The sequence below is a fragment of the Pseudomonas sp. 10-1B genome, assembly GCF_000935045.1.
Lineage (GTDB): Bacteria > Pseudomonadota > Gammaproteobacteria > Pseudomonadales > Pseudomonadaceae > Aquipseudomonas.
In genome coordinates, this window is the sequence record NZ_JYKS01000001.1 from 353317 (window position 1) to 379701 (window position 26385).

Below are 26385 nucleotides of genomic sequence, written 5' to 3' on the forward strand. Positions count from 1 at the left end.
TTGATCTCAGCCTAGCAGGAGCCCGTTCATGTCCAGCGCATTCACCTTCATGCAATCGCCCGTCGGCACCTTGACCCTGGTAGCCCGTGGCGAGCGGCTGGCCGCGGTGTTGTGGGAAGAAGAACGGGAAAACCGCGTGCGCCTCGGTGCCCTGCACCGTGACGACCAGTGCCCAATCCTGCTGGAGGCAGCCCGCCAGCTCGGTGAGTACTTCAGCGGCAAACGCCAGCGCTTCGAACTGGCGCTGGATTTTGCCGGCACTGAGTTCCAGCGCCAGGTGTGGGCTGCATTGCTGGCGATACCCTTCGGTGAAACCCGCAGTTATGGCGATATCGCCCGGCAGATCGGCAACCCCAGCGCAGTGCGTGCGGTAGGTGCCGCCAATGGCCGCAATCCGATCTCGATCATCGCCCCGTGCCATCGGGTAATCGGCGCTTCGGGCAGCCTGACCGGTTTTGCCGGTGGCCTGGCGGCCAAGCAGTACCTGTTGGCGCTGGAGGGCCGGCAAAGCCTGGCACTGGACCTGTAGGCGTCAGCTGAACCAGCTGGCGACCAGGCAGGCCAGCACTGCCAGCACCGAACCGAGCGCCAGGGTGTAGTACCGATGGGCCCGCCGCGCATGGGCCTTTACCGCGCGCAGGTATTCACCGGGTGTCGGTGCATCGGGCCGCTGGCGCAAGCCCTCGGCCACATCGGCCAGTTGCCCCCGGATGATCAAGCCGATCAGGTAGTAGGTGCAGGCATAACTCAGCAACACCAGAAACACATAAATCATGTGGGGCGCGGTTCCAGGGGCAGGGCCATGGCGCTGGCGTTGGCGGTGTCCAGCACGATCAGCCCTTCGCTGTGGTCGTCCAGGCTGGCCAGCAAGCGCCCCTGGCTGTCCCAGGCCGCCGAGCCGCCGGCACCGATGAAGGTGTCGGCCGGCCCCACGCAGTTGGCCAGCAACACCGGCATGCCGAGCTCGCGTGCCACCTCGGGATAGTGCGTGTAACCCTCGCGGATGCCTTTGGCGGTTTTCGCCACGCTGACCAGGTAAAGATCGGCGCCGAGCTCCCGCGCCGCTGCCGCATGTGCCATGAACATCGATTCGTAGCAGATGGCTGGCGCCACCCGATGCTCGCCCAGTTGTAGCAGCAACGCTTGAACGCCAGGGCTGAAGTAGGGCAGTTCGTCATCATGCAGGCGCCGCTTGGCATACGCCTGACGCGGCGCCTCGGGGCTCAGGATCGGCATGCCGATGCGAATGCCATCGGGTGATGGCAGTGGCAGGCCCACGGCCACGGTGATGCCAAGGCGGTCACAGGCTGCCTGCAGTGGGTCCAGCCGCGCAGAGGTGACCGGCAGGGCGGCCTGGCGCGCCAGGGCAGGGTGATAGCCGGTCAGCGACAGTTCGGGAAATACCACCAGTTCGGCGCCAAGAGCCGCAGCCTGCTCGATGCAGGCCAGGTGGCGTTCGAGATTGGCTGGCAAATCGCCCTTGAGCGAGGCCAGTTGCACGGCGCACAGTTTCATGAAGAGTCCTTCCGTGGTACAGGTCGAAGGGCCGAGCATACTACCGGCAGCAACGCCTGTACCAGTGAAGGGTTTTCAGGAGGCCGGGTGCTCGGCGAAGCGTTGGCGGAACCAGTCGTCGAGCATGGCCTTTTCGGCATACAGGCGGTCGCTGCTGCTGGCGACCCGGCCCGGGCGGCTGAGGTACATTTTGTCGCTGACCCGTTCCTGGGCCTGTTGGTCGGGTTTGCCCGGCTGGCTGAGGGTGTAGCTGAGGTCGATGGTCGGCCAGGTGATCTCACGCATGAAGCGTACATCGTAGGCCTGGCCGTGCCAGGGCTCGAAGCGCCCGGCCAGGTCGATGTCGCGGATGTCGATGACCAGTTGCTGGCCCGGTTGCAGGTAGCGCTGGCCGAGCTTCTGCAGGTATTGGGTAAAGGTTTTCATCACATAGGCGTCGGCGCCACGTTCGTAACCGTGGCTGTCGAGGCTGGCATCGCGGAATTTTTCCGGGTGGTCGAAACGCACCTCGACCTGCGCGGCCGGGGCACCTTGTGCCATGCTGTCCAGTGACAGCGCCATGAGCACGGCACACACGAGGGTGGTACGCATGATGCACCTCCGGGGCGGATTGCATGAGCCTTCATTTTACCCCTGGCACGGCGCTACCAGCAGAGGAAGATTGTAATGGAACGGTTTCGCCGGATAGCCGCCAATACCCACGGGCGGGACTTGGCGGTGGGGGATATCCATGGCCACTTCCTGCGCCTGCAGCAATGCCTGGATACAGTGGGCTTCGACCCTGCGGTGGACCGGCTGTTCAGCGTCGGTGACCTGGTCGACCGCGGGCCGCACAGCGAAGCCGCGCTGCAATGGTTGGCACAGCCCTGGTTCCATGCTGTGCAAGGCAACCATGAGTCGCTTGCGATCACTCGTCTGCGGGGCGGGCGGCTCGATCTGGACATGTATCGCGCAGCCGGCGGTGGCTGGTTCCTCGACATGCCGCCCGGCGAGCAATTGCGTTTCGTGGAGCGTTTCGAGCATATGCCGATTGCCATGGAGGTAGAAACCGCCGATGGCCTGGTTGGCTTGCTGCATGCCGACAGCCCGTTTGCCGACTGGGAAATGCTGCGTACCTGGCTGGAGCTGGATGACGACCCCGAAGTGCGCGAAGTGTGCCAGTGGTCACGGCGGCGCCTGAAGGAGGGCGACACCCAGCCGGTGAAGGGCCTGCGCGCCTTGCTGGTTGGCCACACGCCGGTACTGCAGGCCAGGCAGTTGGGCAATGTCTGGCACCTGGACACCGGCGGCTGGGCCAGCGGCCATTTCAGCCTGATGGACATGCACACCCTGGCGCTGGTCAGCCCCGCGCCATATGCAGCAGCAACGCCAGGGCCAATACCACCAGCATGACCCCCGAGGCCCGTTCCAGCCACGCCAGGCTGCGGGCGAAACGCCGCAGTACCAGCGGGTTGCCGATGGCCACGGCGACCAGCAGGTCCCAAAGCAGCACGATGCTGAACATCCACAGTGCATAGGCCGCTTTCCAGCCGGTGCTGGTGCTGGCGACCATGCTCGCCAGGCTGGCATAGAACAGCGCGTTCTTGGGGTTGAGGATGCCGGACAGCAAACCCATGCCCAGCCCCCGCCACCAGCCCTGCACAGCCTGGTTGGCAGTGACTGCGCCCAGGCTGGTTTGCCCTGCATGGCGCAGGAACAGCACGCCGATGTACAGCAGGTAGCCGGCGCCGGCCAGCTGCAGGGTGCTGAACAGCAGGCTGCCTTGCTGCAGTACCGACAGGCCGGTGAAGGCCATGGCAATGAACGCGCCATTGGCCAGGGCGATACCCAGGCAGGCGCCGCTGGCGACCTGCCAGCCGCTGTTGATCGAGGTCCGTGCGACCAGGAAGAAGTCCGGGCCGGGCGAGAGCAGGGCGAGGAAGTGGGCGAGGGCGATGATCAGGAATTGTTGCATGCGGGCAGCTCTGCGGAAAAAAACGCAGTCTGCTGCCGGGCTTGTTGGGCGTATTGAAGAATATTGCGGCAGATCTGGGGCCGCTTTGCGGCCCTTTCGCCGGCAAGCCAGCTCCCACAGGGATCTGCGCAATTCCTGAATTCTGCGCGGTACCTGTGGGAGCTGGCTTGCCGGCGATGAGGCCAGTCCAGGCAATAGAAGACAGTTGCTCCCACAGGTATAGTGTGCGCCCGCAACTCAAAGGCTAAGCTGATTCCGATACTGCCCCGGCGTCATCCCCACATAGGCCTTGAACACCCGCTGAAAATGGCTCTGGTCGGCGAACCCGAGCTGGTAGGCCACCTCCGCCAGCGGCTGCCCTTCACCGAGCAACTGCCGCCCACGGTTGACCCGGGCATTGAGCAGGTAGGCATGCGGGGTAAACCCGGTGGCCGCGCGAAACGCACGGATCAACTGGTAGCGCCCAAGCCCGGCCTCAGCGGCCAGCACCTCCAGGCTCAACTGTGCCGGGTCCTGGCCTTCGATCCGCGCGACCAGCCCGCTCAAGGCAGTCGCAGCCAAGGCTGGTGCCGCCGCCAGCGGCGGATGCGCGGAAAAGTCCAGGTCACCCAGAAAGGCGATCAGCGCCGCATCCTTCTCGCTGCTGCTGGCACTGGAAAACAGCAAGCTGTTCAGCTCGCAGAATTGTCGATACAGCTGCGGCTCCCGGCAGATACGCGCCGGCTCAGCGGGCCCGGTAAGGCCCAGCCCCGATTCCAGGCGCAGCTGCGCCAGCCAGTCGGCATCCACATGCAGCATCTGATAGCTCCACGCCTGGCCAGGCTCCGGGTTACAGGCGTGCACGCGGCGCGCGGGAACCAGCACCAGCGTGCCAGGTGTCAGGCGTTCCTGCCCTTCGGCGGCGCCGCTGAAATGGCTGTGGCCGGCATCTACCGCGCCGATGGAAAACGTCGGGTGGCTGTGGGCCTTGTAGCAGGCCCGGCTATGGCAGGCGCGGCGGCTTTCGACATGCGCCAAGGCCGGGTCGCGCCACAACGCAGCGTGGGAGCGGGGCATCATGAGGTCCTCGGTATCGCCGGTAGATTAACAGGTGCAGGTACCCATACAGTTTTTATCGCTGGCTGTAACTTGACCGCAGGGCCGGCACACGCCGAAATAGACGCCTGTTGCCGAGGAATAAGAATGGACCTTTCAAGCCTGCTGCTTTTCATCCCCGCCTGCTTCGCCCTGAACATGGCGCCGGGGCCGAACAACCTGCTGTCGCTGCACAACGCCAGCCGCTATGGGCTGCGCACGGCCTGCGTGGCCGGCGGCGGGCGTATCGTCGCCTTCAGCGGCATGATCGCCCTTGCGGCGATGGGTCTGGCCGTGGTGCTGCATACCAGTGAATACCTGTTCCTGGCCATCAAGCTGGTAGGTGCGGCGTACCTGTTCTACATCGCCTGGCAACTGTGGCGCGCACCAGTGGGCGAGGCCGTGGTGGCTGGCGATCATCCGCGTGGTACCTGGCGCCTGGCTCGGCAGGAGTTCTGGGTGGCGGCCGGCAATCCCAAGGCGATTCTCATATTCACGGCCTTTCTGCCGCAATTCGTCTCGGTAGGCAGCGCCACGCCAGTCAGCGAGCAATTCCTCTGGCTGGGCGTGCTGTTCCTGCTGCTGGAGTGGGCGGCGATCGCCATCTACGCGGGCCTGGGCGCCTATATGCAGCGCTGGTTCAGCCAGCCTGCACCGCGCCGGCTGTTCAACCGGGTCAGCGCTTCCCTGCTGGGCTGTGCCGGCCTCGGTTTGCTGGCTGCGCGCCGCTAGAACAGGCCACGCCGCTGGGGGGCAGTGCGTCAGTCGCGGTAGAAGGTTTGCACCAGGTGATAGCCGAACTTGCTTTTGATCGGCCCATGCACCACGCGCAGGGGCTTCTTGAAGATCACCTGGTCGATGGCGCCGACCATCTGGCCGGGGCGGATTTCGCCCAGGTCGCCGCCACGCTTGCCCGAGGGGCAGGTGGAGAACTTTTTCGCGAGTACATCGAAAGCCTCGCCGTTGGCGATGCGCTGCTTGAGCTTTTCGGCTTCGTCAGCGGTCTTGACCAGGATGTGGCGGGCTTGGGCTTTCATGGGGGTACCTGTGCTTCGGGGGCGAAAAGGCGCGCATTATGCCTGATTGGAAAGGGTTGCGGCCATTCTGTGGGAGCGGCCTTGCGTCGCGAAAGGGCTGCAAGGCCGCTCCCACAATGATCGCGCGGAACCTCAGATCTGCAACTCAGCGCGGTCGCGAAACTGCTCCAGCGCCTGCGGGTTGGCCAGGGCGTCGGTGTTTTTCACCGGCAAGCCATGCACCACATTGCGAATCGCCAGCTCCACCAGCTTGCCGCTGATGGTGCGCGGGATGTCGCTGACCTGGGCGATCACCGCCGGCACATGGCGGGGTGTGGTGTACTGGCGTATCACCTGGCGGATCTGCTGACGCAGGGCCTCATCCAGCTGCAGGCCGTCGCGCAGGCGGACGAACAGCACCACGCGCACATCGCCTTTCCAGTCCTGGCCGATGGCCACGCTTTCCAGCACCTGCTCGACCTTTTCCACCTGGCGGTAGATCTCCGCCGTGCCAATGCGTACACCGCCGGGGTTGAGCACGGCATCGGAGCGGCCATGGATCACCAGGCCGCCGCTGGCGCACTGTTCAGCATAATCGCCCTGCGCCCACACCCCAGGGAACTGGCTGAAATAGGCATCGTGGTAACGGCTGCCGTCCGGGTCGTTCCAGAACCCCAGCGGCATGCAGGGGAAGCTGCGCGTGCACACCAGTTCGCCTTTTTCGTCCTGCACCGGCTGGCCGTGCTCGTTCCAGACTTCCACAGCCATGCCCAGGCCCTTGCACTGGATTTCGCCACGGCGTACCGGAAGGGTCGGGTTGCCCAACACGAAGCAGGAGACGATATCGGTACCGCCGGACATGGACGCCAGGCACAGGTCGGCCTTGATCTTGCCGTAGACATAGTCATAGCTGTGTGCCGACAGCGGCGAGCCGGTGGACAGCAGCAGCCGCAAACTGGTCAGGCGGTGGCTGTTGGCAGGTTCGAGGCCTTCCTGTTCCAGCGCCGCCAGGTACTTGGCGCTGGTGCCGAAGGCCTGGATACCCTCGGCGTCGATCAGGTCCAGTAGCCGCGCGGGGCCGGGGTGGAACGGCGAGCCGTCGTACAGCACCAGCGTGGCGCCAACGGCGAGGCCGCTGACCAGCCAGTTCCACATCATCCAGCCGCAGGTGGTGTAGTAGAACAGCACGTCATCGGCCTTCAGGTCGTTGTGCAGGCCGTGCTCTTTCAAGTGCTGCAGCAGTACGCCACCGGTGCGGTGAACGATGCACTTGGGCACACCGGTGGTGCCGCTGGAATAGAGGATGTACAGCGGGTGATCGAAGGGCAGCGGGGTGAACCGGGGGTCGCCGCCGGGCTGGAAGAAGTCATCCCACAGGCTGACGCTGGCCGCATGGAATTCGTCGGCGCGTGTGCCGCTGCGGGTATGCGGCACCACGATCAGTCGTTGCAGGCCAGGCAGTTGCGCACACACCTGGTTGACCTTGTCCACCTGGTCGATGTCCTTGCCCGCGTACTGGTAACCGGCGCAGACGATCAGCAGCTTGGGCGCGATCTGGCCGAAGCGGTCGATGATGCCGTGCACGCCGAACTCGGGCGAGGAGGTGGACCAGACCGCGCCGAGGCTGGTGCAGGCGAGCATGGCGACCAGTGTCTGCCAGGTATTGGGCATGATGGCGGCCACCCGGTCGCCGGGGACGATGCCGGCGGCCTTCAGCGCCGTTTGCAGCCCGGCGACCTGGGCGGCCAGCTGGGCATGGGTGAGCACCTGGCGTTGGCCGTCCTCGCGCACGGCAACCACGGCCGGGCGGTCGTCGCGGCGGCGCAGCAGGTGTTCGGCGAAATTGAGGGTGGCATTGGCGAACCACTGGGCATCGGGCATTTGTGGCCCTTCGCTGAGCACCTGGCTCGGCGCGGTATGCCAGTGGACGTGGAAATAGTCGGCGAGGGTTTGCCAGAAGGCGGCCCGCTGCTCGATGCTCCAGCGGTGCAGCGCCTGGTAGTCGTTGAGTCGCAGGTTGTAGCGCAGGTTGACCTGGCGGCGGAAGGCATCCATCCGGCTGGCCTCGACCTGCGCCGTGGAGGGGCGCCAGAGCACATCGTTCATGCCGAACCTCCTGTTACTGCCAGATGCGGGCGTGTTCTATGTGGGACAGGTATCGCATATCCCCTGTAGGAGCGCCCGCATAGGCCTCAAGTCCTGTGCAGTACCTGTAGGAGCTGGCTTGCCGGCGATGAGGCCATGCAGGCAATACAAGGCAGCTGCTCCCACACGAGCGGGCGCTGTTTACTCTACTTTAGCCTTTTGCACGTCCTGCGACGCCGACCAGATGCGGTAGCGCACTTCAACATCCTTGGGCACATACACCACCACCGGCAGTTTGCTGTTGTAGCGCAGCATGAAGCCTTCACCGACCACCGGCACGAAGGCCTCGGTCTTCTTGCCGTCCGGGCAGGCCATCAGCGTGCTGGCCGGGCCGCTGACCTTGTCCAGCCGGTAGTAGCTATAGCCCCAGCCTTCCAGGGTGCGTTGTTCCAGGCTGCCGCCCAGGCGCTGGCGGTTGCAGTCCACCTGCAGGGTCTTGCCAGCGAGAATTTCCAGTTGGTAGGCCGATTCGTCGGCCTGGGCCGGCAGGTGGATGACCTGCCGGGTGAAGCCTTTTTCCGCCTCGGGGTAGGGCGCGACGTCCTTCAGGCTGGCAGCCATCGCGGGGGCGGCGGCAGCCAGCGTCAGGGCCAGAATCGCGGTCATTGGGGTTGGGCGCATAGGGCCTCCTTGCAGATAAACGAATGCAAGACCGCCGCCAGGCCCAGGCCGCCCGTCACTGGGCCAACCAGCCACCATCGACGTTCCAGGCGGCACCGCGAACCTGGCTACCGGCCTCGCTGCACAGGAATAGTACCAGCTCGCCCAGGTGTTCGGGGGTGACGAAGGCCAGCGATGGTTGCTTTTCCGCTAGCAGATCATGCTGCGCTTGCAGCGGATCGCCACCGTTGGCGGCACGATCGTCGATCTGCTTCTGCACCAGCGGGGTCAGCACCCAGCCCGGACAGATGGCGTTGCAGGTGACATGGCTGGTGGCGGTTTCCAGGCCCACCACCTTGGTCAGGCCGACCACGCCATGCTTGGCCGCCACGTAGGCCGCCTTGCCAGTCGAGCCGACCAGGCCATGCACCGAGGCGATGTTGATGATGCGCCCCCAGTCGCGCGTGCGCATGCCAGGCAGGGCAAGGCGCGTGCCATGGAACACGGCCGACAGGTTGAGGGCGATGATCTTGTCCCAGCTTTCCACTGGGAACTGCTCCACCGGTGCCACATGCTGGATACCCGCGTTGTTGACCAAGATGTCGACGCCACCGAACTCGCGCTCGGCCAAGGCGAACAGGGCTTCGATCTGGGCCACCTCCGCCAGGTCGGCCGGGTGGTGGACCGCCTTCACCCCATGCCGGGCAATCTCGGCCAGTGCCGGTGCGGGGTCGCCAAAGCCGTTGAGCACGATGTTCGCGCCAGCGCGGGCCAGCACCTGGGCGATGCCCAGGCCAATGCCGCTGGTGGAACCGGTGACGAGTGCGGTCTTGCCTTTGAGGGTCATGCAAAGCTCCTTAGACGATGCCGGTGGCGTAGAACGTGGCGATGACCACGAACACCGCCAGGGTCTTGATCAGGGTAATACCGAAAATGTCCTTGTAGGCCTCGCGGTGGGTCAGGCCGGTCACCGCCAGCAAGGTGATCACCGCGCCGTTGTGCGGCAGCGTGTCCATGCCGCCGCTGGCCATGGCGGCAACCCGGTGCAGCACTTCGAGCGGGATGTTGGCGGCATTGGCGGCGGCGATGAAACTGTCGCCCATGGCGGCCAAGGCGATGCTCATGCCGCCCGAGGCAGAGCCGGTGATACCGGCCAGCAAGGTCACGGTGATGGCCTCGTTGACCAGCGGGTTGGGGATGCCGCGCAGGGCATCGGCCAACACCAAAAAGCCCGGCAGCGAGGCGATCACCGCGCCAAAGCCGTATTCCGAGGCGGTGTTCATGGCCGCCAGCAAGGCGCCACTGACGGCGCTTTTGGTGCCTTCCGCCAGGCGCGTACGGATGGCGCCGAAGGCACACACCAGCACCATCAGGATGCCCACCAGCAACGCCGCCTGTACCGCCCAGATGGCGGTGAGCTTGGCCACGTCGCTTTGCACCGGCGCGTTCATGCCCGGCAGTTGCAGGCTGTGGCTGGCGCCGTACCAGTGCGGGATCCAGTGGGTGAACAGCAGGTTCATCACCCCCACCAGCACCAGCGGCGAAAGGGCCAGCCAGGGGTTGGGCAAGGCCAGGTCGGCGGCGGTTTCCGGTTCGTTGCGCAGGTTGTCGCCATAGCTTTCGCCGGCGCGCTGGGCCTTGTTGCGCTGGCGCTGCAGGTAGGCCATGCCGACGCAGAACACGAACAGGGTGCCGATCAGGCCCAGCCAGGGGGCGGCCCACGCGGTGGTGTTGAAGAAGGTGCTGGGGATGATGTTCTGGATCTGCGGAGTGCCGGGCAGGGCATCCATGGTGAACGAGAACGCGCCCAGGGCGATGGTCGCCGGGATCAGGCGCTTGGGGATGTTGCTCTGGCGGAACATCTCGGCGGCGAACGGGTACACCGCGAACACCACCACGAACAGCGAGACGCCGCCGTAGGTGAGCAGCGCGCAGACCAGTACGATCACCAGCATTGCCTGGCGGGTGCCGAGCAGGCGGATGGCGGCGGCGACGATCGAGCGGGAGAAGCCGGACAACTCGATCAGCTTGCCGAACACCGCGCCCAGCAGGAACACCGGGAAGTAGAGCTTGATGAAGCCGACCATTTTCTCCATGAACACCCCGGTGAACGCGGGGGCCACGGCGGACGGGTCGGTGAGCAGTACCGCGCCGAGCGCGGCGATGGGGGCGAAGAGGATTACGCTATAGCCGCGGTAGGCAGCGAGCATCAGCAGGGCCAGAGCGGCGAGGGCGATGAGCACGGTCATCGGGGTGGGTCTCCTGGGTGAGTCTTGTTTTTATCGGTGAGCAGGAGATAGCGGGAATCGTGCCAATAATTAAGTTATTGATTTATAAAGATATTTTCTATGTTGTCGAATTTTTGTCTCTGTTTTGAGATTTTGGGGCCGCTTTGCGGCCCATCGCGACACAAGGCCGCTCCCACAGGATAGAACGCGCTCTCCTGTGGGAGCGGCCTTGCGTCGCGATCGAGGGCGCAGCCCTCGCGGCAATCTCGAATCAGAAACAAGAATCTCCAATCAGAGACCAAGCGCCGCCATCTTCTTGTACAGGGTCGATCGCCCCAGCCCTAACGCCCTCGCAGCCTCCGGTACATTTCCCTCATGCTCGGCCAACGCCCCGGCAATCAACTTGCGCTCGAACTCCTCGCACGCCTCTCGGTAGGTCTGCCGCACCGGCGCTTCAACCAGCGGGCTCAACGGCCCCAACGCCGCGCGCAAATCCGCCACTCCCAGCCGCGGCTGATCCGCCAGCAGGGTCGCCCGCTCCAGCACGTTACGCAGCTCACGAATATTCCCCGGCCAGGCATGCCGCGCCAGCAACTGCTGCGCTTCGGCCTCCAGCTCGTACTGGCTGCCCAGTTCGCCCAGAATCGCCTCGCACAGCGCCGGCAGGTCTTCCAGCCTTTGCCGCAACGGCGGTACTTCGATCGGCAGCACATTCAGCCGGTAATACAGGTCGGCGCGGAACGCGCCACGGGCGATGGCAGCCTGCAGGTCGATGGAAGTGGCGGCAATGACGCGCACATCGCTGCGCAGCATCTGGTTCGAACCGACCGGCTCGTATTCCTTCTCCTGCAGCACCCGTAGCAGCTTGCTTTGCAGGGCCAACGGCATGTCGCCGATCTCGTCGAGGAACAACGTGCCGCCTTCGGCCAGTTGCAGCTTGCCGCTGCGGCCCTTGCGGTCGGCACCGGTGAAGGCGCCGGGGGCGGTGCCGAAGAATTCGGCTTCCAGCAGCGTTTCGGGGATCGCCGCGCTGTTGATGCTGACGAACGCCTTGTGCGCCCGTGCCGATGCGGCGTGGATGGCGTGGGCCAGCAGTTCCTTGCCGGTGCCGGTTTCGCCCAACAGCAATACTGGCGAATCGCTGCCCGCGCCGCGCCGGGCGCGGCGCTTGGCTTCCAGGCTGGCGCTGCTGGTACCCACGAACTGGGCAAAGCTGTATTTGGCCTGGCGGGCCCGCAACTGCGAGCGGGTCGAGGCCAGCTCCTGCTGCATGCTCGAATAGCGTTTCAGCAGCGGCGACAGGCTGCGCAGCTCATCGAACAGGGCAAAGCCGATGGCACCGATCAGCGCGCCCTGGTCGTCGTGGATCGGCAGGCGCATCACCACCAGTGGCTCATTGGGGGTGTCGAGCATATCCAGCAGGATTGGCCGGCCATTGCTCACCACCTCGCGCATCAGGCTGCCCGGGATCACTGCCTCGCATGGCTGGCCGATGGCACTGGCAGCGTCGGCCAGGCCAAAGCGACGGGCGTAGCGTTCGTTCATCCAAACGATGCGCGCCTGGCGGTCGACGATCACCGTGCCTTCGCTGGACTGCTCGATGATCTCGAACAGTGAGCGGATTGCCAGTTGCCGTACCTGGGGGTAGTCCTTGAGGCTGTCGCTGTCGTGCATGGGTAGAAATCCTGAATCATGTATAAGCAGGCCCGGCCTCTTCGCGGGCTTGCCCGCTCCCACAGGTACCCCACAACTCTCAAGTTTTGTGCAATTCCTGTGGGAGCGGGCAAGCCCGCGAAGAGGCCAGGCTTGAAAAATCTAACCTCTGGGGTCGAACGCCTCACGCAAGGCATCACCGATGAACACCAGCAACGACAAGATCACCGCCAGCGCGAAGAATGCGGTAAAGCCCAGCCACGGCGCCTCCAGGTGCTGCTTGCCCTGGGTCACCAGCTCACCCAGCGAGGCGCTACCCGCCGGCATGCCGAAGCCAAGAAAGTCCAGCGCAGTCAGGGTGGTAATTGCCCCGGTCAGCATGAACGGCACATAGGTCAGCGTCGCATTCATGGCATTGGGCAGGATGTGCCGCAGCATCACCTGGCTGTCCGGTAAACCCAATGCCCGGGCGGCCTTCACATACTCCAGGTTACGCCCGCGCAGGAATTCGGCGCGCACCACATCGACCAGGGTCAGCCAGGAGAACAGCGCCATGATCCCCAGCAGCCACCAGAAGTCCGGCTCGACAAAACCACTGAGGATGATCAGCAGGTACAGCACCGGCAACCCTGACCACACCTCCAGCAAGCGCTGGCCGAGCAGGTCGACCCAACCGCCGTGGTAGCCCTGCAGGGCACCGGCAGCCACGCCGATGAGCACGCTGACCACGGTCAGGGCAAAGGCGAATAGTAAAGACACCCGCGTGCCGTACAGCACCCGGGCCAGCACGTCGCGGCCCTGGTCGTCGGTGCCCAGCCAGTTGCTCGCGCTGGGCGGGCTGGGCGTGGGCACCTGCAGGTCGTAGTTGGGGGTGTCGGCACTGAACGGGATTGGCGCGAACAGCATCCAGCCCCCCTGGTGCTCGATCAGCTGGCGCACATAGGCGCTGCGGTAGTCTGGTTGAAACGGCAACTGGCCACCGAACTGCTGCTCGGTGTAACGCTTGAGCGCCGGCACGTACAGCTCGCCCTTGTAGCCCAGCAGCAGCGGCTTGTCGTTGGCCACCAGCTCGGCGCCCAGGCTTAGCAGCAGCACGCCGGCGAACAGCCACAGCGAGACCCAGCCGCGGCGGTTGCGGCGAAAGCGTTGCAGGCGACGGCGCGATACCGGCGACAGCATCAGTGTGCCCTCGTGTCGAAGTCGATACGCGGGTCGAGCAGGGTATACGACAGGTCCCCGATCAGGCGGATCAACAGGCCCGCCAGGGTAAAGATGAACAGGGTGCCGAACACTACCGGGTAATCCCGTGACACCGCCGCGTCGTAGCTCATGCGGCCCAGGCCATCGAGCGAGAAGATCACCTCGATCAGCAACGAGCCGGCGAAGAACACCGTGATCAGCGCTTGCGGCAGCCCGGCCACCACCAGCAGCATGGCATTGCGCAGCACGTGGCCATATAGCACGCGGCGCTCGCTCAGGCCCTTGGCACGGGCGGTGACCACGTATTGCCTGGAAATCTCGTCGAGGAAGGCGTTCTTGGTCAGCAGCGTGAGGGTGGCGAAGCCGCCGATCACCAAGGCGCCGACCGGCAGTACCAAGTGCCAGAAATAGTCGGCGACCTTGCCCAGCAGGCTGAGCTCGTCGAAGTTGTCCGAGACCAGGCCGCGTACCGGGAACCAGTTGAGCGAGGTGCCGCCGGCGAACAGCACGATCAGTAGCAGGGCGAACAGGAACGAGGGCAGGGCATAGCCGATCACGATCAGTGCGCTGCTCCAGGCATCGAAATGGCTGCCGTGGCGTACCGCCTTGCGAATGCCCAGCGGGATCGACACCAGATAGGTGATCAGCGTGGCCCATAAGCCCAGCGACAGGGTAACCGGCAGCTTGTCGAGGATCAGGTCGGTGACCTTGGCGCCGCGGAAGAAGCTGTTGCCGAAGTCGAGCCGGGCATACTGACCGAGCATCAGCCACAAGCGCTCGGGGGCGGATTTGTCGAAGCCGTACTGGCGCTTTATCTCTTCGATCAGCTTCGGGTCCAGGCCGCGGGTGGCGCGTGACTCACCGTGTACCACCTCGGCCCGCGCGCCGGGTGCGCCGCCACCGATGCCCTGCAAGCGCGCCACGGCCTGTTCCACCGGGCCACCCGGCGCGGCCTGGACGATAGCGAAGTTGACCAGCAGGATTGCCAGCAACGTCGGGATGATCAGCAACAGGCGGCGCAGGATGTAGGTGGTCATGGTGCAGCCTTCCGGCGTTCGGCCATTTGCGCATTGGTCAGCGCGGTGGGGCTGACTTCCCACCACGTGTCCAGGCCTTCGTCATAGGCGGCCTGGACCTTGGGCAGGCCGAAGCGGTTCCACCAGACGGTGGAGCTGCCTGGTGGGTAGTAGTTGGGGATCCAGTAGTAATTCCATTGCAGCACCCGGTCCAGGGCATGGGCGTGGTGCAGCATGCCGGCCTGGGTGTCGGCGCGGACCAGGCCGTCGATCAGACGGTCCACGGCGGGGTCCCGCAGGACCATCAGGTTGTTCGAGCCAGGGTCGCGGGCCGCTGCCGAGCCGAAGTAGTTGTACAGCTCGGCGCCGGGCGACAGGGTGACCGGGTAGCCGGTGACGATCATGTCGTAGTCACGCGCCATCAGCCGGTTGACGTATTGGGCTGAATCGACATTGCGGATGTTCAAGGTCACGCCGATCTGTGCCAGGTTGCGCTTCCACGGCAGCAGCAGGCGCTCCATGCCTGCCTGGCCATTGAGGAAGGTGAACGCCAACGGCGTACCCTGGCTATTCACCAGGCGGTCGCCTTCGGGGTGCCAGCCAGCTTGTTCGAGCAGGGCCAGTGCCTGCAGCTGCTGCTTGCGGATGATCCCCGAACCGTCGGTGATCGGGGCTGTGAACACGGTCGTGAAGACTTCATCCGGCACCTTGCCGCGCAGCGGTTCGAGCAGCTTCAGCTCGTCGGCATCCGGCAATTGGCGGGCCGCCAACGGGGTATTGGAGAACACGCTCTGCTGGCGGATGTACATATTGCGCATCATCTGCCGGTTGCTCCATTCGTAGTCCCACAGCATGCCCAGCGCCTGGCGCACGCGGCGGTCCTTGAACTGCGGCTGGTCGAGGTTGAACACGAAGCCTTGGGCAACCTGTGGCTTGGCCGGGCCCAGGTGGGCGCGCTGCAGGCGGCCGTCGTCCAGCTGTGCGCCGTTGTAGCCCAGGGTGTAGGCGGTGGCGGAGAACTCGCGGTTGTAGTCGTAGCCGCCACCTTTCAGCACCTGGCGCGCCACTTCGGTGTCGCCGAAGTACTCGATGCGCAATCTGTCGAAATTGTAGCGGCCACGGCTGGCCGGCAGGTCGCGCGCCCACCAGTTCGGGTCGCGTTCGAAGGTGATGCTGCGGCCGTTGTCGATACGGCCGATACGGTACGGCCCGCTGCCGACTGGCTTGTCGAAGCCGGCCCCATTGGCGAAGTCGCGCTGCTGCCAGTCGTGTTCGGGCAACACCGGCAGGCTGGCGAGGTCCAGCGCCAGGGTGCGGCCATGGTCGGGCTTGAAGTCGAAGCGCACGCGTTGCGGAGTTTCGACGGTAACGCCAGCGACATTGGCGAACAGGGTGCGGTACTTGAGGCTGCCCTTGCTCATCAGCAACTCGAAAGTGAAGCGTACGTCCTCGGCGCGCACTGGCTTGCCATCGGCGAAAGTGGCACGCGGGTCGATCTCGAAGCGTAGCCAGGCATCATCCGGGCCACGCTCCATGCGCCGGGCGATCAGGCCATAGACGGTATAGGGCTCGTCGAATGAACGCACAGCCAGCGGCGCATACAGCAGGCCATCGACCTCGCTGACGCCGATGCCTTTGTCGATGTACGGCAGAATATGGTCGAACTGGCCGATCTCGATGGCCGAACGGCGCAGCATGCCGCCCTTGGGTGCGTCGGGGTTTACGTAGTCGAAATGGCGGAAGGTTTCGCTGTAGCGGGGGGCTTCGCCGTAGACGGTGAGGGCATGGGTGGGGGCGGCGTGGGTGTTGCAGGCAAGACCAAGCAGTAGCAGGCAACGCAGAACCTGTGGGAGCGGGTTCAACCGCGAATGCGTCAGGCCAGACAGCGGGGTTGCCTGATCTGGCCTATTCGCGGGCAAGCCCGCTCCCACAGGGACCTTCATCGGCTGCGATGACTTAGTCCTGACGGCTGGTCACTTCCAGCAGGTGATAGCCGAACTGGGTCTTCACCGGGCCTTGCACGGTGTTGACCGGGGCGCTGAACACCACGGTGTCGAATTCCTTGACCATCTGGCCTGGGCCGAACGAGCCCAGGTCGCCGCCCTGGCGGCTGGACGGGCAGGTGGAGTTGGCTTTGGCGATTTCAGCGAAGTCGGCACCTGCTTCGATCTGGGCTTTCAGTTCGTTGCATTTCTCTTCGCTGCTGACCAGGATGTGGCGGGCGGTTGCACGTGCCATGGGTACTGCTCCTTGGGGTAAAAAAGCAAGCCTAGCGCATTTGTCTGCGAAATGTCTCACCGGGTTTACAGACCGGTACTACAGTTTTTGTGCCGCCTCGCGCAACAGGGTTTCGGTCGAGGCCCAGCCCAGGCAGCCATCGGTGATCGACACGCCGTATTTCAACGCGCCCTTGCCCAGCGCCTGGCAACCATCGAACAGGTGCCCCTCGATCATCACGCCGACCAGCGAGCGGTCGCCGGCCAGGCGCTGCTCCAGCACCTCGTTGAATACGGCGGGCTGGCGCGCCGGGTCCTTGCCGCTGTTGGCATGGCTGCAATCGACCATGATCCGTGCCTGCAGCCCAGCCTTGGCCAGCGCCTGGCGGGCCATGGCGATGCTGTTGGCATCGTAGTTAGGGCCCTTGTGGCCGCCGCGCAGTACCAGGTGCGTGTCCGGGTTGCCCAGGGTCTCGATGATCGCCGGGTGGCCCTGTGCATCCATGCCGAAGTGGCGGTGCGGATGGGCGGCGCTGCGCATGGCGTCGCTGGCGATGGCAATACCGCCGTCGGTGCCGTTCTTGAAGCCCACTGGCAGTTCCAGGCCGCTGACCATTTCGCGGTGGATCTGCGATTCGGTGGTGCGGGCGCCAATGGCAGCCCAGGCCAGCAGGTCATCGAAGTAGCCGGCGGCCATGGGCTGCAGCAGCTCGGTGGCAACCGGCAGGCCGCGCTCGATCATGCTCAGCATCAGCCCGCGGGACAAGGCGATGCCTGCGTGCATGTCGTCGCTGCCATCGAGGTGCGGGTCGTAGGCCAGGCCTTTCCAGCCCACCGTGGTGCGGGGTTTCTCGACGTAGGCGCGCATCACCAGCAGCAGCTTGTCGTCGACTTCGCGGCTGAGGGCGGCCAGGCGGTCGGCGTATTCCAGGGCCGAGCGCGGGTCGTGGATCGAGCACGGGCCAACGATCACCAGCAGGCGCTGGTCACGGCCTTCGAGGATGTCGCGGATGGCTTGGCGGTGGGCCTGGACTTGCTGGGTAAGTTCGCTGGACAGCGGCATCTGCTGCTTGAGCAGGTGTGGGTTGGGCAGGCGCTTGCTGACGGTGGTGTTGGCCGCTTGCGGCTGGGTCAGGGGCAGGGCGAGGTTGGAAGCTTGCATGGCGTATGTTCCCTGGGCGGACGGCGGGTTCTGGCCCGCGTGGTCGGCCCTATCGAGGTGTTCGACAGATCGTTGAATTCGTATTGGCTGCTGCATTGCCACCTGTGCAAGACCGAACGGAGGCGGCAGGCTGGCCCGAACGGGATTGGCTAAATCGCCAGGCGTAGGTGTTTGCGTAGTAATAAGTGGCGTAGTTCATGAATCTGTCCTCAATGTGAATCGGTGTTGTTCCAGGGCCTGAAAAGCAAAACCCCCGGTCGGGGAGCCGACCGGGGGTTTGAGTATTCTCATGTTCGGCGGCCCCTCGAAGGTGGGCGCCGGGTGGGTATCGGCGCCTAGTGGCTAAACCAATACCCGAAGTAATAGCTGGCAGGTGCCACGCAGCCGGCAACGGCCAGCACTGGACGCAGGCTGCGACCGGTGTGGTTGGCGTGGTTGCGGGTGTGTTTCGGCATGTTGCTCTCCAGTGAATGAGCCCGAGCTTACTTCAGTTCGGGCAGGCCATTCAATGGATAAATACTATGGAGACGATCATTTATTTTGTACCAATGGGTTCAATGACCATAGCGCCCGACCAAACTTTGCGCCCCCAGTGCGTGGCCTTGCAGCAACTCCAGCAAGCCGTTGCGGTCCAGGCCTTCTGGCAGGGTGCCCAGCGGCAGGTCGGTGGCGATCAGCGTCAGCGCGTAGTGGTGCGGGTTGTCGCCAGCGGGTGGGCAGGGGCCTCGGTAGCTGAGGGTGCCACGCGAGTTGCGCCCCACCGTCACGCCTTGCCCGGTAATCCCGGCCGCGCCTTCCTTCAGCCCATCCTGGGCCGGGTCGATGTTGTAGGCAATCCAGTGGACCACGCCGATGCCCTTGCCGCCGTCAGGGTCGAACATCACCAGGGCCAGCGACTGGGTGCCCGCGGGGAGGTTGTCCCAGCTCAGTTGCGGGGTGCGCTCTTCGCCAGCGCCGCAGGCCGGGTCCGGGCCAACCTGTTGCAAGGCGATCACACCGCCATCGGTGAACGACGAGGAGCTGATCGACAGTGCGCCTTGGTTGCCGGCGGCAATGGCACTGCACGGCAGCAGGGCGGCGAACAGCCAGGGCTTGAGGTTCATGGCGAATCCTTGGCAGGGCGTTGCGCCGCAGTGTAGTCCACGGCAGCGTCAATGGCTGTCCTGGTCCTCGGCGGTACCACCGCTGTGCCCGGCACCCGAGCCGGTGGCTTCACCGGTACTGTTGGAGCCGCCACTGGCACCGTCGGCGGCGTCGGTGTTGCTACCGGTGTCGCTACTGTCGTTACCTTTGCTGCTGCCTGGGCTGTTGACGCTGCTGCCTTCACCGGCGGTCTTGCCCCCGGACTGGTCGGTTTGCGGGCGTGTGTCGGTATTGGTGCTTTCGCTAGCCGCGAAGCTGGTGCCGGAGAGCGTGGCCAGGGCCAGGGCGAGGGCCAGTGAGAGGGGGCGAATGCGGATCATGGAACGTCTCCTTTGCGGATGATCTGTCATTCGTTTGGCTGGAGGCTGGCGGTGGCGTGCCTTCCGGGCGACGAGCGGTCACTGGGCCGGGGGCCGCTATGCGGCCCAATCGCCGGCAAGCCAGCTCCCACCTCGACCGCATAGGCCTCAAGCCCTATGCAGTACCTGTGGGAGCCGGCTTGCCGGCGATGAGGCCAGTCCAGGCAATACAAGACAGTTGCTCCCACAGTCATGGCATGTGTGAACCTGTGGGAGCCGGCTTGCCCGCGATTGGGCTGCGCAGCAGCCCTTTGGCTCAGTGAGTTTCGCTGCGGGGAGCCTGCACAGGCTCGACTGGCTCCAGCGGCGGATGCTCTTGCGCCGCATGCATCAGGTCTTCGGTCACCCGCAGTTCGGCGCCGGTCGGCGAGAAGGTGGTCGAGGCGGTGAACGGTGCCGGGTGCTCGGCCGCTGGGCGCTTGCCACGGCGCCACAGGAAGAACGCCACCATGCACAGGTTGACCACGGCAAACGCCCAGAACAGCCCGGCCTCGCCGAATTTGGTCATCATCGGCGAGATCGCCACCGGCGCCATGGCCGACCCCAGCGAGTTGATCAGCAGCAGGCCCTGGATCATCGGCACCAGCGCATCGGAGGGCGCGCGGTCGGCGGCATGGCTGACCGCCACCGGGTACAGGGTGAACACCCCACCGCCGAGCAGGAACAGCATGGCCGGCAGCAGCACCGAGTCAGACGGCAGGAATACCGTGACCAGCGACAGTACAACGCACAATGCGGCAAGGGCGAGCAGCACATCGAGGCGGTCCTTGCGGTCGGACCAGCGCCCGACCGGGTATTGCAGCAGCATGGCACCGAGGATCACCCAGGCCATCATGTTGCCGACCTCACCCACTTCCAGGCCAATGCGCTGCAGGTACAGCGGCAGCAGGGCATAGATGCCGGCAATGGCCACACCCGAGCCGAAGCAGCCGACCAGGCCGGACGGCGCCACGCCCAGCAACTGGCGGGGCTTGAGCGGTTCGACCTGCTCCAGCAACGGCGACACGCGCGGCAGGATCACGATCGGCAGTACCGACAGCGCGGCGAGCACGCCGGCCAGCATGAACGGTGCGGTGTCACCCAGCTGGGTGATTTCGCCAAGCCCGGCCTGGGCGATCACCCCGGCGCCGTAGAAGGCGATCATGTACAGCGCCAGCAGGCGGCCGCGGATCTTCGCGTCACCGGCCAGCAGCAGCCAGCTTTCGATCACCAGGAATACGCCCACGGCCGCCCAGCCGTTGATCAGGCGCAGCACCGACCACCAGGTGGCGTCGTAGAACAGCCCCTGCAGCAAAATGGTCACGCCGATCAGCGAAGCGAAGCTGGTGTAGGCGCGGATATGGCCGATGCGCAGGATCAGCCGGTCGTTGAAGATTGCACCGAGGGTCAGGCCGATGAAGTAGGTCGACGAGACGATACCAATGGTGGTTGCCGACTCACCGGCAGCGCCCAGGCGCAGGGTGGTCAGGGAAGACATGAAGCCGTTGCCCAGGGCGATGATGAACAGCCCGAGCAGGGGCGCCAGCGCCATGGCCAGCAAACGCGGAGACATATGTACCTCAAGTAGGAAGAGCGGAATGAGCGCCTTTTCGGACGCGCACGCGGGCTCGACCCAAATGGGCCGAGTGCTGCACGGGTGTGCCTGGGCTGGATGCCACCGTTCAAGGCGACGGGCGAAAAGGACGCGCGATTCTACGGGCTTGGGCGGTTTTGCCCAAGGGGCTTGGGTGTGCGACGAGACGCCGCAGTCTGCGGGCGACACGAATGTGTCTTTGGCAGACATCTTGGGGCTGCTGCGCAGCCCATCGCGACAGCGCGATGCGGTCTCTGTGGGAGCGGGCGTGCCCGCGAAGAGTCCAGCGCGGTGGCTGGCACCGGCTGCGCCGGTGTTCGCGGGCGTGCCCGCTCCCACAGAGACCCAGCAATCTCACCGATTACGGCATAATTCCGCCCAGACACCCTCCAAGGAAGGCCCTATGTTCGCTTCGCTGTTCGCAGTCCTGGCCCCGGTTTTCATCGTCGCCGGCATCGGCTATGCCTGGGCCCGCAGGGGCCTGGACTACCCCACCGAATTCATCGCCCGGGTAGTGATGACTATCGGCACGCCGTCGCTGGTGCTGTCCACCCTCAGCCGCACCGAACTGAACCCCAACGCCTTCACCAGCATGGCCATGGCCTGCCTGCTGTGCACCCTGGGCATGGCCCTGGCCGGCATGCTGGTGTGTCGCGCCTCGGGCATGCACTGGCGGGTGCTGCTGCCGGCGTTCATGTTCCCCAATACCGGCAACATGGGCCTGCCGATCAGCCTGTACGCCTTCGGTGAACACGGCCTGGCCCTGGCCGTGGCGTTCTTCCTGACCCTGTCTATCGTGCAGTTCACCCTCGGCATGGCCATCTCCGGCACTGCGGCTTCGCTCAAGGCACTGCTGCGCAACCCCATCGTGATCAGCCTGGCCGGTGCCATGCCGATCATCTTCCTCGACTTCGAATTGCCGCGCTGGCTGGCCAACACGGCAGACCTGCTGGGCGGCATGACCATCCCGCTGATGCTGCTGACCCTGGGGGTGTCGCTGGCCAGCATTCGCCTGCGTCATGTAGGCAGCGGCATGCTGCTGGGTGGGTTGCGCATCGGCCTGGGGGCCGCGGTGGGTTGGGCGGTGGGCGCGGCGCTGGGCATGGATAACCTGGAGCGCGCGGTGCTGGTGGTGCAGTCGGCGATGCCGGTGGCGGTGTTCAACTACCTGATGGCGGTGCGGGCCAATCGCGAGCCGGAGCAGGTGGCGAACCTGGTGATGTGTTCGACGGTGCTGTCATTTGCCTGGTTGCCGGTGGTGCTGGCCTGGTGGATGTGACCCTGTACCAGCCCTATCGCCTTTTCCGGCTCCCGCGCCAAACCTGTGGGAGCGGGTTTACCCGCGAAGAGGCCAGTACAGGACATCGCTATTTGCCAAGCAAGCGCTCATGCACCCAACCCTGGCTGGTGAGCACCATCGCCTGGGTTTCCTTGAGTGGCGTGTCATTGCTGGCCAGCGCCTTGCCCAGCTCGGCAATGCTGGCCTTGACCTCTGCATTGCCAGCCCAGGCCGGTAACCCGGTGATCTTGTAGGCATACGTCACACGCGACATCTTCTGCCCCGTCACCTCGCTTGGCTCACTGAACTGCTCGATGGCCGTGACCTGCGCCTTGCCGAAGCACAGCCCGTTACCCGCCTGGTAATACTTGCGGCCTTCGTCGGTGAGGTCATAGGCATAGTAGATGTCGGTGCGTGCCGGCTGCCACAGGCGGGCAGGCACCTCTGTGCGCGAGATCTCCTTTTCGCTGACCACGCCCACCTGGGCCAGGGCATGCAACGCCTTGTTGGTGCCGTGGAGGTCGAAGTCCTGGGTTCTGGCGGGGAATGAGCTGATGACGAAGCAGTGCGGGTACTGGGTGTCGAGGTAGGCCTGGGCAGCCTTGTGGAAACTGGCCTCGCTGGTGTCCTCGCTGCCCGAGCAACCGGCCAGGGTTGCCAACAGCGCCAGCGGCACGATCTTCCTGTACATGATGAAACTTCCTTGAATTGCGAAGATAAAACCGGTGGCCGAGGATTAGAACCCACGGTCTAGAGCGGCGCAATCGTGGCAAGACGGCATCTCTGCGGGTGCTTCATCGACCCTATCGCCGGCAAGCCGGCTCCCACCAGGTGCAGTGGATACCTCAAGGCCTGTGCATTCCCTGTGGGAGCCGGCTTGCCGGCGATAGGGCCATTGAAGGCAACATCACTGTTCGCCGCGGGTATCGATACTGACCACCACCGACATCCCCGGCCGCAAGCGCCTGGCCTCGGCCTGGTCGGCATCCACGGTTATACGCACTGGAATGCGCTGGGCAATCTTGACGAAGTTGCCGGTGGCATTGTCGGCCTGCAGCAAGGCGAACTCCGACCCGGTAGCCGGCGAAATCTGCTGCACATGCCCCCGCAGTTTCAGGTGGTTCAGGGCATCCACGGTAAAACTCACCGGCTGGCCGATGCGCACATTGGCCATCTGGGTTTCCTTCATGTTGGCGATCACCCACAGGGTGTCGGGCACCAGTGCCATCAGCTGTGCGCCGGAGTTGACATAGGCCCCCAGGCGCGTGCCGATCTGCCCCAGCTGGCCGTCGCGCGGGGCGGTGACCCGAGTGTTGTCGAGGTCGATGCGCGCCAGTTCCACGGCGGCCTTGGCGTTTTCTACCGAGGCCTCCAGCGCGGCCCGGTTGACCACCACGGTTTCCCGGTCCTGGCGGGCGATTTCCAGCGCCGCCCTGGCCTGGGCCAGGTTGGCCACTGCAGCGGCTTCGCTGGCACGGGCCAGGTCCAGGTCACGGCGTGATACCGAACCGTCGTTGACCAGCGCCTGGTTGCGACCAAGGTCGGCTTTGGCCTTGGCCGCCTGGGCAGCAGCATCGCCGATAGCGGCCTGGCGCTGGGCAATGGTCGCTTCGGCACTGTTGCGCTGCTGCAGGTTGTTGGCCAACGCCGCCTGCTGTTGCTGCAACTGGGCGATGGCCTGGGCCAGGCGCTGCTTGTAGATACGGTCGTCCAACTGCACCAGCAGGTCACCGGCCTTGACGAACTGAAAGTCGTGCACTGGCACATCGACGATGTAGCCACTGAGTTGCGGGCCGATGATGGTCACCTGGCCGCGCACCAAGGCATTTTCGGTACTTTCGATGGCACTGCTGAACGGCGGCAGGCGCCAGGCATACAGCACCAGCAGGATGCCGGCCAGGGCCACGCTGGCGAAGCTGACCGATGACAGGATACGCAGCCGCCGCGTGCGTACCGGGCTGGTCGGCTCGCTGGGCGGTGTTGCGCCTTCCGGGGTTTCGGCGATGGCGGTGGTGGTCGTGGTGCGGGTATCGTCGGTCATCGGGTGGGCGCGCCGGAGGTGGAGTCGGTGGAAGTGGCCTGGCGTTTCGCGTACCAGAGCCAGGTGCTACGGATGCAGATCCAGATCATGGTCAGGATAGCGATGCAGCCGATCAGCACGAACACATCGTTGTAGGCCATGACATTCGCTTCGCGGGTGGCGGCGCTGGCCAGCAGGCGCATGCCGGCTTCGCTGCGTAGGGCCGGGTCGGCGATGACGCCACCGTAACCGGCGCTGCCGCTTTGCACGCGGGCATGGACCAGGGGCTCGAGGTAGCTGAGGCGGTCCATCAGGTGGCTGGAATGGAATTTTTCCCGCCAGGTCTGGAAGGTGCCGAGCAGTGCCGTGCCAATCAGCCCGCCGAGGTTGTTGCAGATGCCGAACAGCACCGAAAAACTCACCAGGTTGCGTGGGTTGGCGCGTACATGGCTGATACCCAGGGCCATGGACGGGCCGAGGAAGAAGGTACTGCCGAACGCCAGCAGAAACTGGCTGAAGTACATCTGTGCCGGGCGCGTGAGGTTGCTGGAGCTGCTGTCCATGAACGCGCCGGCAGCCATGGCCAGCAGCGAGACGAACAGCGGGATCACCAAATGGTTAGGGTTGATGGTGAGGGCGCTGCTGGCCAGCCCGGCTACCGCGCCAAGTAGCATGATCCAGTACAGCGTGCGCATCTGTTCGCTGCCCATGTTCAGCGCCTGCAGGAAACCGACAGCGCCGGTGGACTGTTCCGAGGTGACCATGCGGATCAGCACCACGCACAGGGCCAGGCGTATGATTGCCCCGCTGCCCAGCCAGCGGGTCATCAGCAACGGGTTCTGGCGGTTGTGCTCGATGGCCAGGCCGCTGCAGACCAGAGCGATCGAGGCCGCCAGGGCCACGCCAATCCACGGCGCTTCCAGCCACCAATCGATGCGCCCTAGCGACAGCACGGCGCACAGCAGGGCGGTGCCGCTGGCCATCAGCGAGAAGGTCAGGAAGTCCAGCGGTTCGAAGGTCTTGAAGCGGTCACCGGGGGGCAGTTTGAGCATCAGTACGCAACCCAGTGCAGCCAGTGCCAGGCCCAGCTCGAACAGGTACAGCCCGCGCCATTCGGCGATTTGCAGCAGGTCTTCGGAAAAGATCCGCGCCAGTGGCAGTGCCAGTTGCGAGGCGCCCAGGCCCAGCACCATGGCCTTGAGCCGCCATTGCGCCGGAAACGCCTGGATCATGTAGTACAGCCCCAGCGAGCTGAGCGCAGCACCGACCATGCCGTGCGCCGCGCGTACGGCGATGGCCGAGTTGAGGTCGTTGACCAGCAGGTGGGCGAAGGTGACCAGCGCATAGAGCACCAGGAACACCTCGGTGAAGGCGCGCAGGCCGAACTGTTGGCGGAACTTCACCAGCAGCAGGTTGATGGACACGTTGGTCATCACGTAGGCGGCCGGCAGCCAGGCCATTTCCGCCGTGGTCGCGCCGAGGGCGCCTTGCAGGAACATCAGGTTGGCGGTGACCAGCGCGTTGCCCAGGCCACCGGTGACTGCCACCAGCAGGCCGACCACGCCGTAGGCCAGGCGCTTGGCCGGGGTGTGCAGGGGCGTGGAAGGGGAGCCAGGCAGGCTGGGCTTTTCGTGGGGGAGCCACTGGCGGCGGGCGTATTTGTCCATGGGGCAGACTGTACTTGAGCTGCAGTTGCAAAGAAAACAGTCTACAGCCTGCACCGGCCTCTTCGCGGGTGAACCCGCTCCCACCTCGATCGCGTAGGCCTCAAGCCCTGCGCAGTACCTGTAGGAGCTGGCTTGCCGGCGATAAGGCCGGTCCAGGCAATACAAGACAGCTGCTCACACAGGTTACTGCCTCAAGCGCTGTGCAATACCTGTGGGAGCTGGCTTGCCGGCGATGAGGCCAGTCCAGGCAATACAAGACAGTTGTTCCCACAGGTTGCTTGCCTCAAGCCCTGCGCAGTACTTGTGGGAGATCACCCAGCCCTATGGGCTGCGCTGTCGCGCAGAGAACTCAATTCGTAAGCGCGACGCGGCCTCTGTGGGAGCGGGCGCGCCCGCGAAGAATCCAACGCGGTGGATGGCACCGGCTGCGCCGGTGTTCGCGGCGGTTCGACGCCTCGACACGCCCGCTCCCACAGAGCCCCTGCTAAATCAATAAGTTATCTGTTGTTCTATGAGAGTCCACCCGCCGCCTTGGCGCCGCGCTGTCGCGCAGCAAACTGAGGGC

General features: G+C 64.9%; 26 protein-coding genes. 4 read left to right on the forward strand and 22 right to left on the reverse strand.

The features are described 5' to 3' along the window. Positions 1–28 precede the first annotated feature (28 nt). A complete protein-coding gene (locus TZ03_RS01460) occupies positions 29–529 on the forward strand; it encodes a methylated-DNA--[protein]-cysteine S-methyltransferase (RefSeq protein ID WP_051095301.1) in 501 nt (166 codons plus the stop codon). 3 nt (positions 530–532) lie between these two features. Here TZ03_RS01460 and TZ03_RS01465 read toward each other — a convergent pair whose 3' ends face one another. The 3 genes from TZ03_RS01465 to TZ03_RS01475 all read right to left on the reverse strand — a co-directional run bounded on the left by TZ03_RS01465 (position 533) and on the right by TZ03_RS01475 (position 2106). Continuing rightward, the gene (locus TZ03_RS01465; RefSeq protein ID WP_051095303.1) at positions 533–775 is read right to left on the reverse strand and encodes a hypothetical protein; all 243 of its coding nucleotides are present in this window, start codon (positions 773–775) and stop codon (positions 533–535) included. After that, positions 772–1515 carry a carbon-nitrogen hydrolase family protein gene (locus TZ03_RS01470; RefSeq protein WP_051095306.1) on the reverse strand — a complete coding sequence of 248 codons (744 nt, stop codon included), beginning with the start codon at positions 1513–1515 and terminating at the stop codon, positions 772–774. Before TZ03_RS01470 ends, TZ03_RS01465 begins: the two co-directional genes overlap by 4 nt. A gap of 75 nt (positions 1516–1590) precedes the next feature. Further along, positions 1591–2106 (reverse strand): DUF3016 domain-containing protein, encoded by a 516-nt coding sequence (locus tag TZ03_RS01475; RefSeq protein ID WP_051095308.1) that lies wholly within the window; start codon positions 2104–2106, stop codon positions 1591–1593. 75 nt (positions 2107–2181) lie between these two features. On the opposite strand from TZ03_RS01475, the gene TZ03_RS01480 reads away from it, so the two are divergent. Next, positions 2182–2907 (forward strand): metallophosphoesterase, encoded by a 726-nt coding sequence (locus tag TZ03_RS01480; RefSeq protein WP_051095310.1) that lies wholly within the window; start codon positions 2182–2184, stop codon positions 2905–2907. Here the strand turns inward: TZ03_RS01480 and TZ03_RS01485 are convergent. Together TZ03_RS01485 and TZ03_RS01490 are read right to left on the reverse strand one after the other, a co-directional pair. Next, positions 2855–3469, reverse strand: coding sequence for a LysE family translocator (locus tag TZ03_RS01485; protein ID WP_051095312.1), 615 nt, complete (start codon positions 3467–3469; stop codon positions 2855–2857). The two genes, TZ03_RS01480 and TZ03_RS01485, sit on opposite strands and share 53 nt — an antisense overlap. Before the next feature lie 237 nt (positions 3470–3706). After that, positions 3707–4525, reverse strand: coding sequence for a helix-turn-helix transcriptional regulator (locus tag TZ03_RS01490; RefSeq protein WP_051095314.1), 819 nt, complete (start codon positions 4523–4525; stop codon positions 3707–3709). Between the two features lie 126 nt (positions 4526–4651). On the opposite strand from TZ03_RS01490, the gene TZ03_RS01495 reads away from it, so the two are divergent. Then, positions 4652–5275, forward strand: a complete 624-nt coding sequence (locus TZ03_RS01495; RefSeq protein WP_051095316.1) for a LysE family translocator — start codon at positions 4652–4654, stop codon at positions 5273–5275. Between the two features lie 29 nt (positions 5276–5304). On the opposite strand, the gene TZ03_RS01500 is transcribed toward TZ03_RS01495, so the two are convergent. The 14 genes from TZ03_RS01500 to TZ03_RS01565 form a co-directional block, all read right to left on the reverse strand. Continuing rightward, on the reverse strand, positions 5305–5580 hold the full coding sequence (locus tag TZ03_RS01500; protein WP_013972552.1) for a peptidylprolyl isomerase: 276 nt from the start codon (positions 5578–5580) through the stop codon (positions 5305–5307). Positions 5581–5712: 132 nt separating this feature from the next. Beyond that, a complete protein-coding gene (locus TZ03_RS01505; protein WP_051095318.1) occupies positions 5713–7665 on the reverse strand; it encodes an acetoacetate--CoA ligase in 1953 nt (650 codons plus the stop codon). Positions 7666–7845: 180 nt separating this feature from the next. Next, positions 7846–8325 (reverse strand): serine protease inhibitor ecotin, encoded by a 480-nt coding sequence (gene eco, locus TZ03_RS01510; RefSeq protein WP_051095321.1) that lies wholly within the window; start codon positions 8323–8325, stop codon positions 7846–7848. 55 nt (positions 8326–8380) lie between these two features. Beyond that, positions 8381–9151 (reverse strand): 3-hydroxybutyrate dehydrogenase, encoded by a 771-nt coding sequence (hbdH, locus tag TZ03_RS01515; protein WP_051095325.1) that lies wholly within the window; start codon positions 9149–9151, stop codon positions 8381–8383. A gap of 10 nt (positions 9152–9161) precedes the next feature. Further along, positions 9162–10553 carry a GntP family permease gene (locus TZ03_RS01520; RefSeq protein WP_051095330.1) on the reverse strand — a complete coding sequence of 464 codons (1392 nt, stop codon included), beginning with the start codon at positions 10551–10553 and terminating at the stop codon, positions 9162–9164. Positions 10554–10823: 270 nt separating this feature from the next. Then, positions 10824–12206, reverse strand: coding sequence for a sigma-54 interaction domain-containing protein (locus tag TZ03_RS01525; RefSeq protein ID WP_051095334.1), 1383 nt, complete (start codon positions 12204–12206; stop codon positions 10824–10826). 141 nt (positions 12207–12347) lie between these two features. Beyond that, positions 12348–13364 (reverse strand): ABC transporter permease, encoded by a 1017-nt coding sequence (locus TZ03_RS01530; protein ID WP_051095339.1) that lies wholly within the window; start codon positions 13362–13364, stop codon positions 12348–12350. Next, positions 13364–14422 carry a microcin C ABC transporter permease YejB gene (locus tag TZ03_RS01535; protein ID WP_051095345.1) on the reverse strand — a complete coding sequence of 353 codons (1059 nt, stop codon included), beginning with the start codon at positions 14420–14422 and terminating at the stop codon, positions 13364–13366. Before TZ03_RS01535 ends, TZ03_RS01530 begins: the two co-directional genes overlap by 1 nt. Then, entirely contained in the window at positions 14419–16344 is a 1926-nt protein-coding gene (locus TZ03_RS01540) for an extracellular solute-binding protein (protein WP_051095349.1), read from the reverse strand. Before TZ03_RS01540 ends, TZ03_RS01535 begins: the two co-directional genes overlap by 4 nt. A gap of 13 nt (positions 16345–16357) precedes the next feature. Then, positions 16358–16639: a peptidylprolyl isomerase gene (locus TZ03_RS01545; RefSeq protein ID WP_003258780.1), complete on the reverse strand. Its 282-nt coding sequence runs from the start codon at positions 16637–16639 to the stop codon at positions 16358–16360. Between the two features lie 78 nt (positions 16640–16717). Then, positions 16718–17779 carry a 3-deoxy-7-phosphoheptulonate synthase gene (locus TZ03_RS01550; protein ID WP_051095352.1) on the reverse strand — a complete coding sequence of 354 codons (1062 nt, stop codon included), beginning with the start codon at positions 17777–17779 and terminating at the stop codon, positions 16718–16720. Positions 17780–18333: 554 nt separating this feature from the next. Further along, complete coding sequence (locus TZ03_RS01555) at positions 18334–18882, reverse strand: YbhB/YbcL family Raf kinase inhibitor-like protein (protein ID WP_051095354.1); 549 nt, start codon at positions 18880–18882, stop codon at positions 18334–18336. 48 nt (positions 18883–18930) lie between these two features. Further along, on the reverse strand, positions 18931–19242 hold the full coding sequence (locus tag TZ03_RS01560) for a hypothetical protein (RefSeq protein ID WP_051095356.1): 312 nt from the start codon (positions 19240–19242) through the stop codon (positions 18931–18933). 295 nt (positions 19243–19537) lie between these two features. Continuing rightward, positions 19538–20833: an MFS transporter gene (locus TZ03_RS01565; RefSeq protein WP_051095358.1), complete on the reverse strand. Its 1296-nt coding sequence runs from the start codon at positions 20831–20833 to the stop codon at positions 19538–19540. Between the two features lie 424 nt (positions 20834–21257). Between TZ03_RS01565 and TZ03_RS01570 the strand changes: the two genes are divergently transcribed. After that, positions 21258–22133 (forward strand): AEC family transporter, encoded by an 876-nt coding sequence (locus tag TZ03_RS01570; RefSeq protein ID WP_051095361.1) that lies wholly within the window; start codon positions 21258–21260, stop codon positions 22131–22133. A gap of 88 nt (positions 22134–22221) precedes the next feature. On the opposite strand, the gene TZ03_RS01575 is transcribed toward TZ03_RS01570, so the two are convergent. From TZ03_RS01575 to TZ03_RS01585, 3 genes are all read right to left on the reverse strand, one after another. Beyond that, on the reverse strand, positions 22222–22824 hold the full coding sequence (locus tag TZ03_RS01575) for a hypothetical protein (RefSeq protein ID WP_051095366.1): 603 nt from the start codon (positions 22822–22824) through the stop codon (positions 22222–22224). Between the two features lie 216 nt (positions 22825–23040). Next, positions 23041–24174 (reverse strand): HlyD family secretion protein, encoded by a 1134-nt coding sequence (locus TZ03_RS01580; RefSeq protein ID WP_051095368.1) that lies wholly within the window; start codon positions 24172–24174, stop codon positions 23041–23043. Next, a complete protein-coding gene (locus TZ03_RS01585; protein ID WP_051095371.1) occupies positions 24171–25820 on the reverse strand; it encodes an MFS transporter in 1650 nt (549 codons plus the stop codon). Before TZ03_RS01585 ends, TZ03_RS01580 begins: the two co-directional genes overlap by 4 nt. Positions 25821–26385: the final 565 nt, after the last annotated feature.

Bases quoted from the DNA above. Each gene is read 5' to 3' on its own strand.
- eco (WP_051095321.1), bottom strand. From the start codon at position 8,325: ATGCGCCCAACCCCAATGACCGCGATTCTGGCCCTGACGCTGGCTGCC.
- TZ03_RS01480 (WP_051095310.1), top strand. From the start codon at position 2,182: ATGGAACGGTTTCGCCGGATAGCCGCCAATACCCACGGGCGGGACTTG.
- TZ03_RS01460 (WP_051095301.1), top strand. From the start codon at position 29: ATGTCCAGCGCATTCACCTTCATGCAATCGCCCGTCGGCACCTTGACC.
- TZ03_RS01560 (WP_051095356.1), bottom strand. From the start codon at position 19,242: ATGATCCGCATTCGCCCCCTCTCACTGGCCCTCGCCCTGGCCCTGGCC.
- TZ03_RS01535 (WP_051095345.1), bottom strand. From the start codon at position 14,422: ATGACCACCTACATCCTGCGCCGCCTGTTGCTGATCATCCCGACGTTG.
- TZ03_RS01555 (WP_051095354.1), bottom strand. From the start codon at position 18,882: ATGAACCTCAAGCCCTGGCTGTTCGCCGCCCTGCTGCCGTGCAGTGCC.
- TZ03_RS01520 (WP_051095330.1), bottom strand. From the start codon at position 10,553: ATGACCGTGCTCATCGCCCTCGCCGCTCTGGCCCTGCTGATGCTCGCT.
- TZ03_RS01495 (WP_051095316.1), top strand. From the start codon at position 4,652: ATGGACCTTTCAAGCCTGCTGCTTTTCATCCCCGCCTGCTTCGCCCTG.
- TZ03_RS01490 (WP_051095314.1), bottom strand. From the start codon at position 4,525: ATGCCCCGCTCCCACGCTGCGTTGTGGCGCGACCCGGCCTTGGCGCAT.
- TZ03_RS01575 (WP_051095366.1), bottom strand. From the start codon at position 22,824: ATGTACAGGAAGATCGTGCCGCTGGCGCTGTTGGCAACCCTGGCCGGT.
- TZ03_RS01570 (WP_051095361.1), top strand. From the start codon at position 21,258: ATGTTCGCTTCGCTGTTCGCAGTCCTGGCCCCGGTTTTCATCGTCGCC.
- TZ03_RS01540 (WP_051095349.1), bottom strand. From the start codon at position 16,344: ATGAAGGTCCCTGTGGGAGCGGGCTTGCCCGCGAATAGGCCAGATCAG.
- TZ03_RS01465 (WP_051095303.1), bottom strand. From the start codon at position 775: ATGATTTATGTGTTTCTGGTGTTGCTGAGTTATGCCTGCACCTACTAC.
- TZ03_RS01475 (WP_051095308.1), bottom strand. From the start codon at position 2,106: ATGCGTACCACCCTCGTGTGTGCCGTGCTCATGGCGCTGTCACTGGAC.
- TZ03_RS01525 (WP_051095334.1), bottom strand. From the start codon at position 12,206: ATGCACGACAGCGACAGCCTCAAGGACTACCCCCAGGTACGGCAACTG.
- TZ03_RS01505 (WP_051095318.1), bottom strand. From the start codon at position 7,665: ATGAACGATGTGCTCTGGCGCCCCTCCACGGCGCAGGTCGAGGCCAGC.
- TZ03_RS01545 (WP_003258780.1), bottom strand. From the start codon at position 16,639: ATGGCACGTGCAACCGCCCGCCACATCCTGGTCAGCAGCGAAGAGAAA.
- hbdH (WP_051095325.1), bottom strand. From the start codon at position 9,151: ATGACCCTCAAAGGCAAGACCGCACTCGTCACCGGTTCCACCAGCGGC.
- TZ03_RS01565 (WP_051095358.1), bottom strand. From the start codon at position 20,833: ATGTCTCCGCGTTTGCTGGCCATGGCGCTGGCGCCCCTGCTCGGGCTG.
- TZ03_RS01550 (WP_051095352.1), bottom strand. From the start codon at position 17,779: ATGCAAGCTTCCAACCTCGCCCTGCCCCTGACCCAGCCGCAAGCGGCC.
- TZ03_RS01500 (WP_013972552.1), bottom strand. From the start codon at position 5,580: ATGAAAGCCCAAGCCCGCCACATCCTGGTCAAGACCGCTGACGAAGCC.
- TZ03_RS01470 (WP_051095306.1), bottom strand. From the start codon at position 1,515: ATGAAACTGTGCGCCGTGCAACTGGCCTCGCTCAAGGGCGATTTGCCA.
- TZ03_RS01580 (WP_051095368.1), bottom strand. From the start codon at position 24,174: ATGACCGACGATACCCGCACCACGACCACCACCGCCATCGCCGAAACC.
- TZ03_RS01530 (WP_051095339.1), bottom strand. From the start codon at position 13,364: ATGCTGTCGCCGGTATCGCGCCGTCGCCTGCAACGCTTTCGCCGCAAC.
- TZ03_RS01585 (WP_051095371.1), bottom strand. From the start codon at position 25,820: ATGGACAAATACGCCCGCCGCCAGTGGCTCCCCCACGAAAAGCCCAGC.
- TZ03_RS01485 (WP_051095312.1), bottom strand. From the start codon at position 3,469: ATGCAACAATTCCTGATCATCGCCCTCGCCCACTTCCTCGCCCTGCTC.